Below are 18,715 nucleotides of genomic sequence, written 5' to 3' on the forward strand. Positions count from 1 at the left end.
GGAGGTTCAGTAATGAACAAGAAACAATGGCTAGGCCTTGGTCTAGTTGCAGTAGCAGCAGTTGGACTTGCTGCATGTGGTAACCGCTCTTCTCGTAACGCAGCTTCATCTTCATCTGAAATGAAGACGAAAGCAGCGATCGTAACAGATACTGGTGGTGTTGATGACAAATCATTTAACCAATCAGCTTGGGAAGGTTTGCAAGACTGGGGTAAAGAACACAATCTTTCTAAAGATAAAGGCTTTACTTATTTCCAATCAACAAGTGAAGCAGACTATGCGAACAACTTGCAACAAGCGGCTGGAAGTTACAACCTGATCTTCGGTGTTGGTTTTGCACTTCACAATGCAGTTGAAGAGGCAGCAAAAGACCACTCTGACTTAAACTATGTCTTGATTGATGATGTGATCAAAGATCAAAAGAATGTTGCGAGCGTAACATTTGCTGATAACGAAGCAGCTTACCTTGCTGGTGTTGCAGCAGCTAAAACAACTAAAACAAAACAAGTTGGTTTTGTAGGTGGTATCGAATCTGAAGTTATTTCACGTTTCGCTGCTGGGTTTAAAGCTGGTGTTGAGTCAGTAGACCCATCTATCAAAGTACAAGTTGACTACGCTGGTTCATTTGGTGATGCTGCCAAAGGTAAAACAATTGCAGCAGCTCAATACGCTGCAGGTGCAGACGTTGTCTACCAAGCAGCTGGTGGTACAGGTGCTGGTGTCTTTGCTGAAGCAAAATCTTTGAACGAAAGCAAAAATGAAGACGAAAAAGTTTGGGTTATTGGTGTAGACCGTGACCAAGCAGCAGAAGGTAAATACACTTCTAAAGATGGTAAAGAATCAAACTTCGTTCTTGTATCTACATTGAAACAAGTTGGTACAACTGTAAAAGATATTGCTAACAAGGCAGAAAAAGGTGAATTCCCTGGCGGACAAGTTATTGTCTACTCATTGAAAGATAAAGGGGTTGACTTGGCAGTGACAAACCTTTCAGAAGAAGGTAAAAAAGCTGTTGAAGACGCAAAAGCTAAAATCCTTGACGGAAGCGTAAAAGTTCCTGAAAAATAATGGATAAAAGTCATTTCTTAGGAAGCGACCATCGGTCGCTTCTTTAAGAATTGAGGCAATTTTTGTCTCAATAGAACTTGTTAACACGATTAGCAGGTTTTATTGAAACAAAATAAACCTCGGAAAGGAAGAGCATATGGCACACGAAAATGTCATTGAGATGCGGGATATTACCAAGGTGTTTGGTGAATTTGTAGCGAACGACAAGATCAACTTGCAACTGCGAAAAGGTGAAATCCATGCACTTTTAGGAGAAAATGGAGCGGGTAAATCCACTCTGATGAATATGCTGGCAGGACTTCTTGAGCCAACTAGTGGTGAAATTGCAGTGAATGGTCAGGTTGTAAAACTAGACTCCCCTTCTAAAGCCGCTAGTCTAGGAATTGGGATGGTTCACCAACATTTTATGTTGGTTGAAGCTTTTACAGTAGCTGAAAATATCATTTTGGGGAGTGAAATCACTAAAAATGGTGTTCTAGATATAGCTGAAGCTACTAAAGAAATCAAGGCTCTTTCTGAACGTTATGGTTTGGCAGTGGATCCTGCTGCCAAGGTGGCAGATATTTCCGTTGGTGCCCAACAACGTGTAGAAATCTTGAAAACACTTTACCGTGGTGCTGATATCCTTATCTTTGACGAACCTACAGCTGTATTGACTCCTTCAGAGATTGACGAGTTGATGGCTATCATGAAAAACCTTGTCAAAGAAGGAAAATCTATTATTTTGATTACCCATAAACTGGATGAAATTCGTGCGGTATCGAATCGAGTGACGGTTATCCGTCGTGGAAAATCAATCCAGACGGTTGAGATTGCAGGAGCAACCAATGCAGACTTGGCAGAGATGATGGTAGGACGCTCAGTCTCCTTTAAAACGGAGAAACAGGCACCACAACCAAAAGAAGTTGTCTTGTCTATCAAAGACTTGGTTGTTAATGAAAACCGCGGTGTACCAGCTGTGAAGAATCTTTCTTTGGATGTTCGTGCTGGTGAAATTGTCGGTATTGCAGGTATTGATGGCAATGGCCAATCTGAACTCATTCAAGCCATTACGGGTCTTCGTAAGGTTGAGTCTGGTAGTATTGAATTAAAAGGCAAATCAATCGTGGGGATGCACCCTCGACAAATTACGGAACTCAGTGTAGGGCATGTTCCTGAAGACCGCCACCGTGATGGTTTGATTTTGGATATGATGATTTCAGAAAATATCGCTCTTCAAACCTACTACAAAGAACCACTCAGCAAGAATGGTATCTTAAACTATGCCAATATTACTTCACATGCCAAGAAATTGATGGAAGAATTTGACGTCCGTGCGGCGAACGAGTTTGTTCCAGCAGCAGCTCTTTCAGGGGGAAATCAACAAAAAGCGATTATCGCTCGCGAGATTGATCGTGATCCTGATCTCCTTATCGTCAGCCAACCAACTCGTGGTTTGGATGTCGGTGCCATTGAATATATCCACAAACGCTTGATTGAAGAACGTGATAACGGGAAAGCTGTGCTTGTTGTCAGCTTTGAATTGGATGAGATTTTAAATGTTTCAGACCGAATTGCTGTTATTCATGATGGGAAGATTCAAGGTATTGTGTCTCCAGAAACGACTAACAAACAAGAACTTGGTATCTTGATGGCAGGTGGAAACTTGGGAAAGGAGAAGGATGATGTCTAAAAAGTTACAACAAATTTCGGTTCCCTTGATTTCCGTATTCTTAGGAATCTTGCTCGGAGCCATTGTCATGTGGATTTTCGGCTACGATGCTATCTGGGGTTATGAGGAGTTGTTCTATACAGCTTTTGGTAGTCTCCGTGGGATTGGTGAAATTTTCCGTGCCATGGGTCCTCTTATCTTGATTGGTCTGGGGTTTGCAGTTGCTAGTCGTGCAGGTTTCTTTAACGTTGGGCTTCCTGGTCAGGCACTAGCGGGTTGGATTCTTAGTGGTTGGTTTGCTTTGTCGCATCCGGACATGCCACGCCCAATGTTGATTTTAGCGACCGTAGTAATTGCTTTGATTGCAGGTGGGATTGTAGGTGCTATTCCAGGTATTCTCAGAGCTTATTTAGGTACATCAGAGGTTATCGTAACCATTATGATGAACTATATTGTTTTGTACGTAGGGAATGCCTTTATTCATTCTTTCCCGAAAGACTTTATGCAAAGTACAGACTCAACGATTCGTGTGAGTGCCAATGCCACTTATCAAACACCATGGTTATCTGAGTTAACTGGCAATTCTCGTATGAATATCGGAATCTTTTTTGCCATCATTGCTGTTGGTGTGATTTGGTTCTTGCTCAAGAAAACGACTCTCGGTTTTGAAATTCGTGCAGTTGGTCTCAATCCCCATGCCTCAGAGTACGCTGGTATTTCAGCAAAACGTACAATCATCCTATCAATGATTATCTCTGGTGCCTTGGCTGGTCTTGGTGGAGCGGTCGAAGGTCTTGGAACTTTCCAAAACGTTTACGTTCAGGGCTCATCATTAGCTATCGGATTTAACGGAATGGCAGTTAGTTTGCTTGCTGGAAATTCACCAATTGGAATTCTCTTTGCAGCCTTCTTATTTGGAGTTTTGCAAGTAGGTGCGCCAGGTATGAACGCTGCGCAAGTTCCGTCTGAACTTGTCAGCATTGTAACAGCGTCCATTATCTTCTTTGTCAGTGTTCACTATATTATCGAACATTTTGTCAAACCAAAAAAACAAGTTAAAGGAGGTAAGTAAGGATGTCTATTACAACATTACTCACCCTCTTGGTCTCTTCTATGCTGATTTACTCAGCACCACTTATTTTTACGAGTATTGGAGGAGTCTTCTCTGAACGTGGTGGTGTCGTTAACGTCGGCCTTGAAGGANTTATGGTTATGGGAGCCTTTTCTGGGGTTGTCTTTAACCTTGAGTTTGCAGAACAACTTGGAGCAGCGACTCCTTGGATTTCCTTGTTAGTTGCCGGTATCGTGGGAGCTATTTTCTCCCTCATTCATGCAGTCGCTACAGTTCATTTCCGTGCGGACCATGTTGTCAGTGGTACAGTATTGAACTTGATGGCTCCTGCCCTAGCAGTTTTCTTGGTTAAGGTTCTTTATAACAAAGGACAAACGGATAACTTAAGTCAGACCTTTGGACGTTTTGATTTCCCAGTTTTGGCTAATATCCCAGTGATTGGAGATATCTTCTTCAAGTCAACAAGTTTGCTAGGTTATATCGCGATTGCCTTCTCTTTCCTTGCTTGGTTTATCCTCTTCAAGACCCGCTTTGGTCTTCGCCTTCGCTCTGTCGGTGAACACCCTCAAGCAGCGGATACCTTGGGAATCAATGTCTACAAGATGCGATATCTTGGGGTTATCATATCAGGTTTCCTTGGTGGAATTGGGGGAGCGATTTATGCTCAATCAATTTCTGTCAACTTCTCAGTAACGACTATTGTCGGTCCTGGATTTATCGCTCTTGCTGCGATGATCTTTGGTAAATGGAACCCAATCGGTGCTATGCTTTCTAGTCTTTTCTTTGGACTTTCACAAAGTTTGGCAGTTATCGGTTCTCAATTACCTTTCCTACAAGGAGTGCCAGCGGTTTACCTTCAAATCGCCCCTTATGTCTTGACCATCCTTGTCTTGGCAGCCTTCTTTGGAAAAGCAGTCGCACCAAAGGCAGACGGTATCAACTACATCAAGTCAAAATAAGCATACAAAAAAACGTCAGTTTCAAACTGGCGTTTTCTATTTTTAAAATTTCAGTTTTGAAATATATGATAGTAAATTATAGCGAATAAGCAGCTCTTAAATTTTAAGTTCTAATTAAACTTAGTTTTCAATTTTTAGTATTCTAAAAATTTTAGGTAACATTATAATTATATATATTAGTAGGGTTCCTCCCCCGAATATGAATATCACTCCTCCATTCACTTCTTTTTGAAAAAGATAAGTGAATACTATGGTACCTATCGGCATGATAGATGTATTTAGTGTAAATAAAGTACTCATTACTCTGCCTAAAAATTTTGTTTCGATGGTACTTTGAAGGTAAGTCATCACAATAATATTTAAAACAACAAGAGTAAACGCAATGATTCCCATAAATATACTACCAAGAAAAGAAATAATAATTTGAGAGTTAGTTGATGCAAATGTGATGCCTAAACCAATAATAGCCATAGTTAAGAGAACAAGTGGCATGGTTATCTTACTCGAGAGTAAGATGTTGTTTTCTTTCTTATCTGGCAATAGTGACATTGAAATACTGGCTAAAAGCATTCCTACTGCTGCCATAGTTTCAAGCATTCCTACTGTCGAGTTACCTAACAGAAGTTGTTCTTTTACTACAAATGGCACCCCAATACTGATAGATGTGTAGAAAAAATTGAGGATAATACTTACAAGAATAATGTATTTTACAATTTGATTTTCTTTAAGAAATTGAATGATTTCTTTGACTCCATGCAGAGGATTTTTACAATTCGTAGCCTTGTTCTCTTGCTCGTTATATTCATAGTAAAATTTCATACTAAGTAGAACTCCTAAAGAGAGGAGGTTTGCAAAGATTTCAATTAGAATAAAACCTGCAAAACCTAACCAACCATAAAAAATGACTCCAATAGCTGGAGAAAGCATGGTTGCAATTGCAATGGCAGTCTGTGTAACAGAACTTAATCTTTGAATTTTTTTATCATTTACTAATTCATGAATTGAGGCTGAATAACAAGTATCACTTATATTGACTGTAATAGAGTGGAGTATTACAAATGGAATTACTAGATATAAGATATAATAAAATCTTTTATAATTTGCTTATTTGATATACGATCACTAATTATATTTTTCATCTACATCTTCCCCCATGAAAGTTATTATTTAAAAAGTATATCTAATAAGAATCACACTAGGATATTAGTGTAATTGAATATCTTTAAACGCCAGTTCAAAACTGGCGTTTTATTTGTTAGGATTTTGATGGGTTAGGTTTAATCCCCAAGGGACAAGATTTTCAGTTTTATTTTTGATACGTGTGATATTATCCTTGTGACGAATGATAATCAAGCTAGCAAGTGCTAGGATAATCAAAATGAAGAGAGGGTCATAGCTGTTTAGGATAAATCCAAATAGTGGAAATAGGAGAACTCCGATAACGGCTGCGATAGAAGCAGTAACGCTAGACAAGGAAATCATACTACCGAGATAGAGGGTTCCAAAGAATACGGCTGCTAGGTAGAGACAGAAGATAGGCGCAAATCCGAAAACAACCCCAGCACTGGTTGCGACAGCCTTACCACCTTTAAAGCCTGCAAAGATAGGGAAGGTATGTCCAACGACAGCCAAAAGTCCAAAGACAAGAGGTGATACACCTTGTATGTGGAAAAGAATTGGAAGCAGAGTGGCCAAGGTTCCTTTAAAGAAGTCAATTACAAAGGTTGCCATACCTGCTTTCTTACCCAAAATACGGAAAGTATTGGTTGTTCCAGTATTTCCAGAACCATGCTCTCGCAGATTTGTTTGAAAGAAGATTTGTCCGATCCAAAGACCAGAAGGGATTGAGCCTAGTAGATAAGCTGAAATTAATAATACAAATGTCATCATATACCCATTATACCATGAAATAGTGTAGAAATGATGAGAATATCCTTTAAAATTGTGACAGCTGAAAGGGAAAAACTTTGCAAAATCCCTAGAAAACCTGTAAAATAGAAAAGATGAACAAATAGGAGGTTCCTTGTGTCAAAAAAGGAAATCAATATTAATAACTACAATGATGACGCCATTCAGGTGCTAGAAGGGTTGGATGCGGTTCGTAAACGTCCGGGGATGTATATCGGTTCGACCGACGGTGCGGGTCTCCATCACCTAGTCTGGGAAATAGTGGACAATGCAGTCGATGAGGCCTTATCTGGATTTGGTGACCGCATTGATGTAACTATCAATAAAGACGGAAGTCTAACAGTAGAGGACCATGGTCGTGGGATGCCGACTGGTATGCATGCCATGGGAATTCCAACCGTAGAGGTTATCTTTACCATTCTCCATGCCGGAGGGAAATTCGGTCAAGGGGGTTATAAGACATCTGGAGGTCTCCACGGGGTGGGGTCTTCTGTTGTTAATGCCCTTTCTAGTTGGCTAGAAGTAGAAATCACTCGTGATGGTGCTGTTTATAAGCAACGCTTTGAAAATGGTGGAAAACCTGCCACGACTTTGAAGAAAATTGGTACAGCACCCAAGACTAAGACAGGTACCAAAGTCACCTTCATGCCAGATGCCAGTATCTTTTCTACGACTGACTTCAAGTACAATACCATCTCAGAACGCCTTAATGAGTCAGCCTTTCTCTTGAAAAATGTGACCTTGTCTTTGACAGATAAGCGAACAGATGAAGCGATTGAATACCATTATGAAAATGGAGTTCAGGACTTTGTTTCCTATTTGAACGAAGACAAGGAAACCTTGACACCAGTTCTGTACTTTGAAGGGGAAGACAATGGTTTCCAAGTGGAAGTAGCCCTTCAGTACAATGATGGATTCTCTGATAACATTCTATCCTTTGTCAATAACGTTCGTACCAAGGACGGCGGAACGCATGAGACTGGGCTCAAGTCTGCCATTACCAAGGTTATGAATGACTATGCGCGTAAGACGGGACTTCTCAAGGAAAAAGATAAAAACCTAGAAGGTTCCGATTATCGTGAGGGATTAGCAGCCGTTCTTTCTATCCTAGTTCCGGAAGAACACCTCCAATTTGAGGGGCAGACAAAGGACAAACTAGGAAGTCCTCTGGCTCGTCCTGTTGTGGATGGCATAGTATCTGATAAGTTGACCTTTTTCCTAATGGAGAATGGAGAACTGGCTTCCAATCTCATTAGGAAGGCTATCAAGGCGCGTGATGCCCGTGAGGCAGCCCGTAAGGCACGTGATGAGAGCCGAAATGGTAAGAAAAACAAGAAAGACAAAGGCTTGCTGTCTGGGAAATTGACCCCAGCCCAGTCTAAAAATCCTGCAAAGAACGAACTCTACCTGGTCGAAGGAGATTCTGCCGGTGGTTCTGCCAAACAAGGTCGTGACCGTAAGTTTCAGGCCATCTTGCCTCTTCGAGGTAAGGTTATTAATACAGCCAAGGCCAAGATGGCGGATATCCTCAAAAATGAGGAAATCAACACTATGATTTATACCATCGGTGCGGGTGTGGGTGCAGACTTCTCCCTTGAAGATGCCAACTACGATAAAATCATTATCATGACCGATGCGGATACCGACGGTGCCCACATTCAAACTCTTCTTTTAACTTTTTTCTACCGCTACATGCGTCCGCTAGTTGAGGCGGGACATGTCTATATCGCCCTTCCACCTCTTTACAAGATGTCAAAAGGAAAAGGCAAGAAAGAAGAAGTAGCTTATGCTTGGACGGACGGAGAACTAGAAGAACTCCGCAAGAAGTTCAGTAAAGGCGCTACCCTTCAACGCTACAAAGGTCTTGGTGAGATGAATGCGGATCAGCTCTGGGAAACAACCATGAATCCAGAAACTCGCACTCTCATCCGTGTCACGATCGAAGATCTAGCACGCGCCGAACGCCGTGTCAATGTTCTCATGGGAGATAAAGTCGAACCACGCCGCAAGTGGATTGAAGATAATGTCAAGTTTACGCTGGAAGAAGCGACAGTGTTTTAATATAGTATAGGAAATATTATGGCGAGACAGAATTATTTTGATATTTTGAATCGGATGGAATTTGATCCACAGAGAGAGTTAAAAAATTTGATGGATTTACTGGAAATGGAGAGAAATTTCAAGAGGAGCTATTATGAAACAAGTTTAAATAGTGCGATTTCTGATAATTTCTTAGATTATCCTAATCGTTCAACCTTTACCAGTTATTCACAAATGGTAGAATTTGTTGGATTGAATATCTATAATATAACTGAACAACTATTTGCTTTCTCTGAGTTCTTAATCGATATTTTTTGTAATCTTGCGGAAAAATTTACTGAGGAAGAGAGTGAGTTTGTTCAAATTATATTTGATAATATTACTCGATTTCTAGAATTATCAAATCATGAACTGATTACTTTAGAAAATGGTGCCAAGATCATCGTTGAAAAGAATGTCTATGCCTCGGAAGTTTCTCAGATTGTATCTGAAACTAGTATTGAAGATGCGATAAAAATTTTAGAATATAATCATTTTTCAAATAAGGGAAATATTCAGCGTAAGAAAGAAATACTTATTGCTTTAGCGAACTACCTTGAACCGTTTAGAAGAGAACTAAATTATTCTGAAGAATTAAAAGATATTATGAAAGTTAACAATCAAAAGGTTATCGCGTTTGAAAAACTTTTTGAAATGTATAATAATTTTGGTTTAAGGCACAATAATTCAAATCAATATCATCTTGATTTGGCTGATGATGAATTGGAACAATGGTACGATGACATCTATACTTCGACTTTATTTGTTATTTTAAGCATAGATGAATCTAGAATTTTGTCGAAATTAAAAACTTTGAGAGAAGGATAGCTAAATCTGTTATAATTGATTAACTAATCTAACTTGAGAAATAGTATGCTAATAGACAGTAATATCAAATAAAGAACAGGTGTTAATATGAGAACTGAACCCGAAATGCTTGATTTAATTTTTCAAACCGCAAAAGTGCTCCAAGTCGAGGCTGTCGCCATGTCTGGTTCACGGACAAATCCAAAAGCACCAAAAGATGAGTTTCAGGATTACGACGTGATCTATGTCGTGGACGACTTAGATAATCTGACGAGTGACCTTTCTTGGTTAGACCAGTTTGGCACTCGTATCATTGAGCAGCATAATGTCCTAGGCAACCGTCGACTTTATCTGATGCTATTTGAAGATGGAAATCGGATTGATTTGACCCTCTGTCCTACGGAGTATATTCAAGAGTGGGTGGATAGTGAAGCTGATTATACAGTTTTGCAAGATGAGAAAGGCTTGTTTGTGCCCTATTCTCCAAATCCTCAACGTTACTGGACAAGTCCTGCTAGTCAGACAGATTTTGAAAAAGCCTGCAATGAATTTTGGTGGGTATCAGCCTATGTGGTTAAGGGTATTCGTCGTAAGCAACTCATCTATGGGACGGACCATCTCTACGGGATTTGTCAACAAGAACTCCTAAAGGTCTTGGCTTGGCAAGTTGCAGCTGATAAGAGGACGATTGATATTGGCAAGAACTACAAGTATCTCTTTAACTATTTACCTACTGATAAAGAAAAGGAATTCTCAAATCTGCTTGATTTCTCCAGTTTAGACAAAATCACTCAGTCTTTATTTGCTACAATGAAATATTTCCACCAAGAAGCTCAATCCCTTGCTCAAAAGATGGGATTTGACTATGATTTGGAAGTAGCTGAGAAGATGATTCAGTATGCTGAGGAGAGACTGATTAATCGCTAACTAAATAAAGACCTTAATTTAAAAGATTAAACTACAGAAAGGGTCGTTTGGTTATTTATCGTAACTGAACACGGTACTAATTTCCGTAAAATATCCTTTATTCTACAAAACCTACTCTATATTCTTTGAAAGGAGTTGAACACGCCCTAAATGCTGTGTGAAAAGATAAATTTTCTAGTTAGCATCGCTCGCTTTAAGAATTTCCTATTTTCACTTTGTATTTTACGGGCTCTGTATCCTATATGAGTAATATCCAAAATATGTCCTTAGAGGACATCATGGGGGAGCGCTTTGGTCGCTACTCCAAGTACATCATTCAAGACCGGGCTTTGCCAGACATTAGAGATGGACTCAAGCCGGTTCAGCGTCGTATTCTTTATTCGATGAATAAGGATGGCAATACTTTTGACAAGAGCTACCGTAAGTCTGCCAAGTCTGTCGGGAACATCATGGGGAATTTCCACCCACACGGTGACAGTTCCATCTATGATGCCATGGTTCGTATGTCTCAGGATTGGAAAAATCGTGAGATTCTGGTTGAAATGCACGGTAATAACGGTTCTATGGACGGAGATCCGCCTGCCGCAATGCGTTATACCGAGGCGCGTTTGTCTGAGATTGCTGGTTATCTTCTTCAAGATATCGAGAAGAAGACAGTTTCCTTTGCTTGGAACTTTGACGATACCGAGAAAGAGCCAACTGTTTTGCCAGCAGCCTTTCCAAACCTCTTGGTCAATGGTTCGACTGGGATTTCGGCTGGTTATGCTACGGATATTCCACCACATAATTTGGCCGAAGTTATCGATGCAACAGTCTACATGATTGACCATCCAACTGCCAAGGTGGATAAGTTGATGGAATTTTTGCCTGGACCAGATTTCCCGACTGGAGGGATTATCCAAGGCCGTGACGAAATCAAGAAAGCCTATGAAACTGGGAAAGGGCGCGTGGTTGTCCGTTCCAAGACTGAGATTGAAAAGCTAAAAGGTGGTAAGGAACAAATCGTTATCACTGAGATTCCTTATGAAATCAATAAGGCCAATCTGGTCAAGAAAATCGATGATGTTCGTGTCAATAACAAGGTGGCTGGTATTGCTGAGGTTCGTGATGAGTCTGACCGTGACGGTCTTCGTATCGCTATTGAGCTAAAAAAAGATGCCAATACAGAGCTTGTACTCAACTATCTCTTCAAATACACCGACCTACAAATTAATTACAACTTTAATATGGTGGCGATTGATAATTTCACACCCCGTCAGGTCGGGATTGTTCCAATCTTATCTAGCTACATCGCCCACCGTCGTGAAGTGATTCTAGCACGTTCCCGCTTTGATAAGGAAAAGGCTGAGAAACGTCTGCATATCGTTGAAGGTTTAATCCGCGTGATTTCGATTTTGGACGAAGTCATTGCCCTTATCCGTGCTTCTGAGAACAAGGCTGACGCCAAGGAAAACCTCAAGATCAGCTATGAATTTACAGAAGAACAGGCTGAGGCTATCGTTACTTTGCAACTTTACCGTTTGACCAATACAGACGTGGTTGTCTTGCAGGAAGAAGAAGCAGAACTTCGTGAAAAGATTGCCATGCTGGCGGCGATTATCGGTGATGAGCGGACTATGTACAATCTCATGAAGAAAGAGCTTCGTGAGGTTAAGAAGAAATTTGCGACTCCACGTTTGAGTTCTTTAGAAGATACAGCAAAAGTGATCGAGATTGATACAGCTAGCCTTATCGCAGAGGAAGATACCTATGTCAGCGTGACCAAGGCAGGTTACATCAAGCGTACCAGTCCTCGTTCCTTTGCGGCATCCACTCTAGAAGAAATTGGCAAACGTGATGACGATCGTTTAATCTTTGTTCAATCTGCCAAGACAACCCAGCACCTCTTGATGTTTACGACTCTTGGGAATGTCATCTATCGACCAATCCATGAATTGGCAGATATTCGTTGGAAGGATATCGGAGAGCATCTGAGCCAAACTGTCACAAACTTTGAAACGAATGAAGAAATCCTTTATGTTGAAGTCGTGGATCAGTTCGATGATGCGACAACCTACTTTGCAGCAACTCGCCTTGGTCAAATCAAACGCGTAGAACGCAAAGAATTCTCTCCATGGCGGACCTACAAGTCTAAGTCTGTCAAGTATGCTAAGCTCAAAGACGAGACAGATCAGATTGTAGCAGTGGCTCCGATTAAACTGGATGATGTACTCTTGATTAGCCAAAACGGTTACGCCCTTCGTTTCAATATTGAAGAGGTACCGGTTGTTGGTGCCAAGGCGACAGGGGTCAAGGCTATGAACCTAAAAGCAGATGATGCACTTCAGGCTGCCTTTATCTGTAACACCTCATCCTTCTACCTCCTAACCCAACGTGGAAGCTTGAAACGCGTTTCTATTGAGGAAATTCCAGCGACCGGCCGTGCCAAACGAGGCCTACAAGTCTTGCGTGAGTTGAAAAACAAACCGCACCGTGTCTTCTTGGCTGGAGCAGTTGCAGAGCAAGGATTCGTTGGTGATCTCTTTAGTACAGTAGTAGAAGAAAACGACCAAACGTTACTTGTCCAATCTAACAAGGGAACAATCTATGAGAGCCGATTGCAAGATTTGAACCTATCAGAACGTACTAGCAATGGAAGCTTTATTTCAGACACCATTTCAGATGAAGAAGTTTTCGATGCTTACTTCAAAGAAGTCTTTAAAGAGGACAAAACAAATTCGTAAAAAGAATCAGTCCAAGGGCTGATTTCTTTTATGTTGAAAAAATTTTCAGAAAATTACAAATAAAACTTGAAATTTTACTAGAAAAGTGTAGAATAGAACACATAGTTTGAATAGTATAAAGGAGAAACACATGACAGTTGCAATTGATTGGGAAAATCTTGGCTTTGCTTATATGAAATTACCTTACCGTTATATCGCTCACTACAAAAATGGTCAATGGGATCAAGGAGAATTGACAGAGGATGCAACCTTGCATATTTCAGAGTCTTCTCCAAGTCTCCACTATGGACAGCAGGCATTTGAGGGATTGAAAGCCTATCGTACCAAGGATGGCAGTGTTCAACTGTTCCGTCCTGACGAAAATGCCAAGCGTTTGCAACGTACCTGCGACCGTCTCTTGATGCCACAAGTTCCGACAGAAATGTTTGTAGAAGCTTGTAAAGCAGTTGTGCGTGCAAATGAAGAATACGTCCCACCATATGGAACAGGTGGAACTCTTTATCTTCGTCCACTGTTGATTGGTGTTGGGGATATTATCGGGGTTAAACCAGCAGAAGAGTATATTTTCACCATCTTTGCTATGCCGGTTGGTAACTATTTTAAAGGTGGTTTAGTTCCAACCAACTTCTTGATTCAGGATGAATACGACAGGGCAGCTCCAAATGGTACGGGTGCGGCCAAGGTAGGTGGGAACTATGCTGCTAGTCTTCTACCAGGTAAAATGGCAAAATCACGTAATTTTTCAGATGTTATCTACCTAGATCCAGCTACCCACACCAAGATTGAGGAAGTCGGATCAGCCAACTTCTTTGGAATCACAGCGAACAACGAATTTGTTACGCCATTGAGTCAATCCATCTTGCCATCTATTACCAAGTACTCTTTGCTTTACTTGGCAGAACACCGCTTGGGCTTGACTCCGATTGAAGGCGATGTCCCAATTGATAATTTGGATCGTTTTGTAGAGGCAGGTGCTTGTGGAACAGCAGCAGTCATCTCTCCAATTGGGGGCATCCAACATGATGATGAATTCCATGTTTTCTATAGTGAAACAGAAGTAGGTCCTGTTACACGGAAACTCTATGATGAATTGACCGGTATCCAATTTGGTGATGTAGAAGCGCCTGAAGGATGGATTGTCAAAGTGGACTAAAAGACAGGAAATAAAGAAGAGCTCCATAGCAGTTGTAAGGGCTGAAATGGAGTTTTTTCTTGCTAGTTTTAGCTTTTTCTTGTACAATAGAAAAAGTGAAAAGAGGTAAAGTATGAGTAAAAAAGATAAGAAAATTGAAATCCAATTAACAGATGCAAAAGTGACTGTTGGAAAAGACAGCTATGAAGGATACGTTTTGACGATCGGGAAAAAGGTTATTGGAGAAATTGCCGAATTAGATGACCAATTTGCCATCATAAAGAATGGAAATGTCGATAGTTTTTATAAAAAACTTGAAAAAGCTGTGGAAATTTTGATTGAAAACTATAATTTGACAAAATAATACTTGTTTTATTGAAAATTTCATGATATAATAGTTCTCGTTAAACATTGGAGAGATAGCGAAGAGGCTAAACGCGGCGGACTGTAAATCCGCTCCTTCGGGTTCGGGGGTTCGAATCCCTCTCTCTCCATATATCAATGGGGTATAGCCAAGCGGTAAGGCAAGGGACTTTGACTCCCTCATGCGTTGGTTCGAATCCAGCTACCCCAGTTCTTAGGTAATAAATTCAAGATAAAAAGAAAAATATCTTAGGGTATTTTATTTTTATAATTGAAAGACGTGAACGATATGAACATGTCTTTGCGGGTGCTTAGGAAAAAAATTATAAGTATGTCAAGTTTGGAAAAACTTGATTGTTGGAGGATTTTTTAGATGAACGAATTTGAAGATTTGCTAAATAGCGTTAGCCAAGTTGAGCCTGGTGATGTTGTTAGTGCTGAAGTATTGACAGTTGATGCGACTCAAGCTAACGTTGCAATCTCTGGGACTGGTGTTGAAGGTGTCTTGACTCTTCGCGAATTGACAAACGATCGCGATGCAGATATCAATGACTTTGTGAAAGTAGGAGAAGTATTGGATGTTCTTGTACTTCGTCAAGTAGTTGGTAAAGATACTGATACAGTTACATACCTTGTATCTAAAAAACGCCTTGAAGCTCGCAAAGCATGGGACAAACTTGTAGGACGCGAAGAAGAAGTTGTTACTGTTAAAGGAACTCGTGCCGTTAAAGGTGGACTTTCAGTAGAATTTGAAGGTGTTCGTGGATTTATCCCAGCTTCAATGTTGGATACTCGTTTCGTACGTAACACTGAACGTTTCGTAGGTCAAGAATTTGATGCTAAAATCAAAGAAGTTGACCCTAAAGAAAACCGCTTCATCCTTTCACGTCGTGAAGTTGTTGAAGCAGCTACTGCAGCAGCTCGTGCTGAAGTATTCGGTAAATTGGCTGTTGGTGATGTCGTAACTGGTAAAGTTGCTCGTATCACTAGCTTTGGTGCTTTCATCGACCTTGGTGGGGTTGACGGATTGGTTCACTTGACTGAATTGTCACACGAACGTAACGTATCACCTAAATCAGTTGTAACTGTTGGTGAAGAAATCGAAGTGAAGATCCTTGATCTTAACGAAGAAGAAGGACGCGTATCACTTTCACTTAAAGCAACAACACCTGGACCATGGGATGGCGTTGAGCAAAAATTGGCTAAAGGTGATGTAGTAGAAGGAACAGTTAAACGTTTGACTGACTTCGGTGCATTTGTAGAAGTATTGCCAGGTATCGATGGACTTGTTCACGTATCACAAATTTCACACAAACGCATCGAAAATCCAAAAGAAGCTCTTACTGTTGGTCAAGAAGTTACTGTTAAAGTCCTTGATGTTAACGCTGACGCAGAACGTGTATCACTTTCTATCAAAGCTCTTGAAGAACGTCCAGCTCAAGAAGAAGGACAAAAAGAAGAAAAACGTGCTGCTCGTCCACGTCGTCCAAAACGTCAAGAAAAACGTGATTTCGAACTTCCAGAAACACAAACAGGATTCTCAATGGCTGACTTGTTCGGTGATATCGAACTTTAATCAAATTGATAATCACAAAATCCTTTGTTTAAAACAAGGGATTTTTCTTTTGTCTCTTTCTCATTTTTGATATAATAGTTCTATGTTAGATTCAGAAAAACAATCACAATATCAATTGTTAAATNAGGAACTTTCTTATTTACTTGAAGGTGAGAGCAATGTTCTTGCCAATCTTTCGAATGCTAGTGCCCTCCTAAAATCTCGCTTTCCCAATACTGTATTTGCAGGGTTTTATCTGTTTGATGGTAGCGAGTTGGTTTTAGGGCCTTTTCAGGGTGGTGTTTCTTGTATTCGCATTCCGCTTGGGAAAGGCGTTTGTGGAGAAGCTGCTGAGTTTCAAGAGACTGTTTTAGTTGGCGATGTGAGCACCTATCCAAACTACATTTCTTGTGATAGTATGGCCAAGAGTGAAATCGTGGTTCCTATGCTCAAGAATGGTCAATTGCTGGGTGTCTTAGACCTGGATTCTTCACTTATTGATGATTATAATGCAATTGACCGCGATTACTTGGAACAATTTGTCGCTATTTTGCTTGAGAAGACAGAATGGGACTTTACGATGTTTGAGGAGAAAGCCTAATGTATCAAGCACTTTATCGAAAATATAGAAGCCAGACTTTTTCACAACTAGTAGGTCAAGAAGTTGTGGCTAAAACCCTAAAACAAGCAGTTGAGCAGGAAAAGATTAGTCATGCCTATCTTTTCTCAGGCCCTCGTGGGACTGGGAAGACCAGTGTAGCCAAGATTTTTGCCAAGGCTATGAACTGTCCGAACCAAGTGGACGGAGAACCGTGTAATAACTGCTATATCTGTCAGGCTGTGACAGAAGGTAGCCTAGAAGATGTTATCGAAATGGATGCGGCTTCGAATAACGGAGTTGATGAAATCCGAGAAATTCGTGATAAATCCACCTATGCTCCTAGTTTGGCACGTTATAAGGTCTATATCATAGACGAGGTTCATATGCTGTCTACAGGAGCTTTTAATGCGCTTTTGAAGACTCTTGAAGAACCAACTCAAAACGTTGTCTTTATCTTGGCGACCACCGAATTGCACAAGATTCCAGCAACTATTTTATCGCGTGTCCAACGTTTTGAGTTTAAGTCGATTCGAACTCAAGATATCACGGCACATATTCATCATATTTTAGAAAAAGAAAATATCAGTTCTGAACCAGATGCTGTAGAAATCATTGCCAGACGAGCTGAAGGTGGAATGCGGGATGCCTTGTCTATTCTGGACCAAGCCTTGAGTTTGACACAGGGAAATGAGCTCACGACTGCTATCTCTGAGGAGATTACAGGCACCATTAGTCTATCAGCACTAGATGACTATGTAGCTGCCTTGTCCCAGCAGGATGTTCCAAAAGCGCTTGATTCTTTGAATCTTTTATTTGAGAATGGCAAGAGCATGACTCGTTTTGTGACGGATCTCTTGCAGTATTTGCGTGATTTACTGGTCGTCCAGACGGGTGGCGAAAATACTCATCATAGTCCAGTTTTTATGGACAATCTAGCTTTATCACAGGAAAGCCTCTTTGAAATGATTCGAATAGCGACTGTGAGCTTGGCAGATATGAAAGCAAGCCTGCAACCTAAGATTTATGCTGAGATGATGACCATTCGTTTAGCTGAGATTAAGTCTGAGCCAGTGCTTTCAGAAGCTGTCGAAGGAGAAATTTCTGCACTGAGACAGGAAGTTGCTCGTCTCAAACAAGAACTTGCTAATGTTGGAACAGCTCCTAAACAAGTGGCGCCAGTCCCTAGCCGTCCAGCCACTTCCAAGACAGTCTATCGAGTAGACCGTAATAAAGTTCAGGCTATCCTACAAGAAGCTGTTGAAAATCCTGAATTGGCACGGCAAAACTTGATTCGCCTCCAGAATGCATGGGGAGAAGTAATCGAAAGCTTAGCTGGTCCGGATAAGGCTCTGCTCGTTGGTTCTCAACCAGTTGCGGCAAACGAACACCATGCTATTTTAGCCTTTGAGTCTAATTTCAATGCAGGGCAAACCATGAAACGGGACAATCTCAATACCATGTTTGGCAACATCCTCAGTCAGGCAGCAGGTTTTTCACCTGAAATCTTGGCGATTTCCTTAGAGGAATGGAAAGAGGTTCGAGCGGCCTTTTCAGCTAAAGCTAAATCTTCTCAAGTTGAAAAAGAAGCAGAAGACAGTCTGATTCCAGAAGGATTTGAATTTTTGGCTGATAAAGTTAAGGTAGAGGAAGACTAAAGAAAGATTTCATGATACAATAAGTTTATGAATAGACAACAATTTATTATGGCTCTTTGTCAACTGTAGTGGGTTGATGAAAAGCTATACCCTGGAGAGGACCAAATTGGTTCTCTCCTTTTTGATGTTCAAAGCAATGAGAATTCTAGTTTTAAAGTTGTCAAAGTTCCGAAAGCCAAAAGCATTTCGCTTGATGACTTTGATGAGGTTATTGG

General features: G+C 40.7%; 15 protein-coding genes, 2 tRNA genes and 1 pseudogene. 15 read left to right on the forward strand and 3 right to left on the reverse strand.

From position 1 onward, the window contains the following. Positions 1-12: 12 nt before the first annotated feature. The 4 genes from D8847_RS09535 to D8847_RS09550 all read left to right on the forward strand — a co-directional run bounded on the left by D8847_RS09535 (position 13) and on the right by D8847_RS09550 (position 4,750). Positions 13-1,068: a BMP family lipoprotein gene (locus tag D8847_RS09535; protein WP_001036148.1), complete on the forward strand. Its 1,056-nt coding sequence runs from the start codon at positions 13-15 to the stop codon at positions 1,066-1,068. Between the two features lie 136 nt (positions 1,069-1,204). Beyond that, positions 1,205-2,740, forward strand: a complete 1,536-nt coding sequence (locus D8847_RS09540; RefSeq protein ID WP_125841394.1) for an ABC transporter ATP-binding protein — start codon at positions 1,205-1,207, stop codon at positions 2,738-2,740. Next, positions 2,733-3,791: an ABC transporter permease gene (locus tag D8847_RS09545; RefSeq protein WP_000038645.1), complete on the forward strand. Its 1,059-nt coding sequence runs from the start codon at positions 2,733-2,735 to the stop codon at positions 3,789-3,791. Before D8847_RS09540 ends, D8847_RS09545 begins: the two co-directional genes overlap by 8 nt. Before the next feature lie 2 nt (positions 3,792-3,793). After that, a complete protein-coding gene (locus tag D8847_RS09550; protein ID WP_125841395.1) occupies positions 3,794-4,750 on the forward strand; it encodes an ABC transporter permease in 957 nt (318 codons plus the stop codon). Between the two features lie 120 nt (positions 4,751-4,870). On the opposite strand, the pseudogene D8847_RS09555 reads toward D8847_RS09550, so the two are convergent. Both D8847_RS09555 and plsY read right to left on the reverse strand, forming a co-directional pair. Further along, positions 4,871-5,830, reverse strand: a pseudogene (locus tag D8847_RS09555) (MFS transporter); the annotation flags it as partial. A 168-nt stretch (positions 5,831-5,998) separates the two neighbouring features. Beyond that, positions 5,999-6,640 carry a glycerol-3-phosphate 1-O-acyltransferase PlsY gene (gene plsY, locus D8847_RS09560; protein ID WP_125841396.1) on the reverse strand — a complete coding sequence of 214 codons (642 nt, stop codon included), beginning with the start codon at positions 6,638-6,640 and terminating at the stop codon, positions 5,999-6,001. A gap of 135 nt (positions 6,641-6,775) precedes the next feature. Between plsY and parE the strand changes: the two genes are divergently transcribed. The 11 genes from parE to dnaX all read left to right on the forward strand — a co-directional run bounded on the left by parE (position 6,776) and on the right by dnaX (position 18,500). After that, positions 6,776-8,719, forward strand: a complete 1,944-nt coding sequence (gene parE / locus D8847_RS09565; protein WP_125841397.1) for a DNA topoisomerase IV subunit B — start codon at positions 6,776-6,778, stop codon at positions 8,717-8,719. Positions 8,720-8,737: 18 nt separating this feature from the next. Beyond that, a complete protein-coding gene (locus tag D8847_RS09570) occupies positions 8,738-9,565 on the forward strand; it encodes a hypothetical protein (RefSeq protein ID WP_125841398.1) in 828 nt (275 codons plus the stop codon). Positions 9,566-9,652: 87 nt separating this feature from the next. Next, on the forward strand, positions 9,653-10,471 hold the full coding sequence (locus D8847_RS09575) for an aminoglycoside 6-adenylyltransferase (RefSeq protein ID WP_125841399.1): 819 nt from the start codon (positions 9,653-9,655) through the stop codon (positions 10,469-10,471). A gap of 242 nt (positions 10,472-10,713) precedes the next feature. Then, positions 10,714-13,194 carry a DNA topoisomerase IV subunit A gene (gene parC, locus D8847_RS09580; RefSeq protein WP_125841400.1) on the forward strand — a complete coding sequence of 827 codons (2,481 nt, stop codon included), beginning with the start codon at positions 10,714-10,716 and terminating at the stop codon, positions 13,192-13,194. 115 nt (positions 13,195-13,309) lie between these two features. Further along, positions 13,310-14,347, forward strand: a complete 1,038-nt coding sequence (locus tag D8847_RS09585) for a branched-chain amino acid aminotransferase (protein ID WP_312023095.1) — start codon at positions 13,310-13,312, stop codon at positions 14,345-14,347. A gap of 112 nt (positions 14,348-14,459) precedes the next feature. Beyond that, positions 14,460-14,690 carry a DUF2969 domain-containing protein gene (locus tag D8847_RS09590; protein ID WP_125841402.1) on the forward strand — a complete coding sequence of 77 codons (231 nt, stop codon included), beginning with the start codon at positions 14,460-14,462 and terminating at the stop codon, positions 14,688-14,690. A gap of 49 nt (positions 14,691-14,739) precedes the next feature. Then, positions 14,740-14,820: transfer RNA gene (locus D8847_RS09595), tRNA-Tyr, on the forward strand. Positions 14,821-14,828: 8 nt separating this feature from the next. Beyond that, a tRNA-Gln gene (locus tag D8847_RS09600) sits at positions 14,829-14,900 on the forward strand. 162 nt (positions 14,901-15,062) lie between these two features. Further along, positions 15,063-16,265: a 30S ribosomal protein S1 gene (gene rpsA, locus D8847_RS09605; protein ID WP_001001617.1), complete on the forward strand. Its 1,203-nt coding sequence runs from the start codon at positions 15,063-15,065 to the stop codon at positions 16,263-16,265. Positions 16,266-16,347: 82 nt separating this feature from the next. Further along, positions 16,348-16,845 (forward strand): GAF domain-containing protein, encoded by a 498-nt coding sequence (locus D8847_RS09610; RefSeq protein WP_125841403.1) that lies wholly within the window; start codon positions 16,348-16,350, stop codon positions 16,843-16,845. Beyond that, positions 16,845-18,500: a DNA polymerase III subunit gamma/tau gene (dnaX, locus tag D8847_RS09615; RefSeq protein WP_125841404.1), complete on the forward strand. Its 1,656-nt coding sequence runs from the start codon at positions 16,845-16,847 to the stop codon at positions 18,498-18,500. The genes D8847_RS09610 and dnaX overlap by 1 nt, the downstream gene beginning before the upstream one ends. A gap of 84 nt (positions 18,501-18,584) precedes the next feature. On the opposite strand, the gene D8847_RS09620 is transcribed toward dnaX, so the two are convergent. After that, positions 18,585-18,715, reverse strand: a 131-nt coding sequence (locus D8847_RS09620; protein ID WP_142999096.1) for a transposase, incomplete at its 5' end; no start/stop codon positions are given.

Source organism: Streptococcus mitis, assembly GCF_003942795.1.
GTDB lineage: Bacteria > Bacillota > Bacilli > Lactobacillales > Streptococcaceae > Streptococcus > Streptococcus mitis_BJ.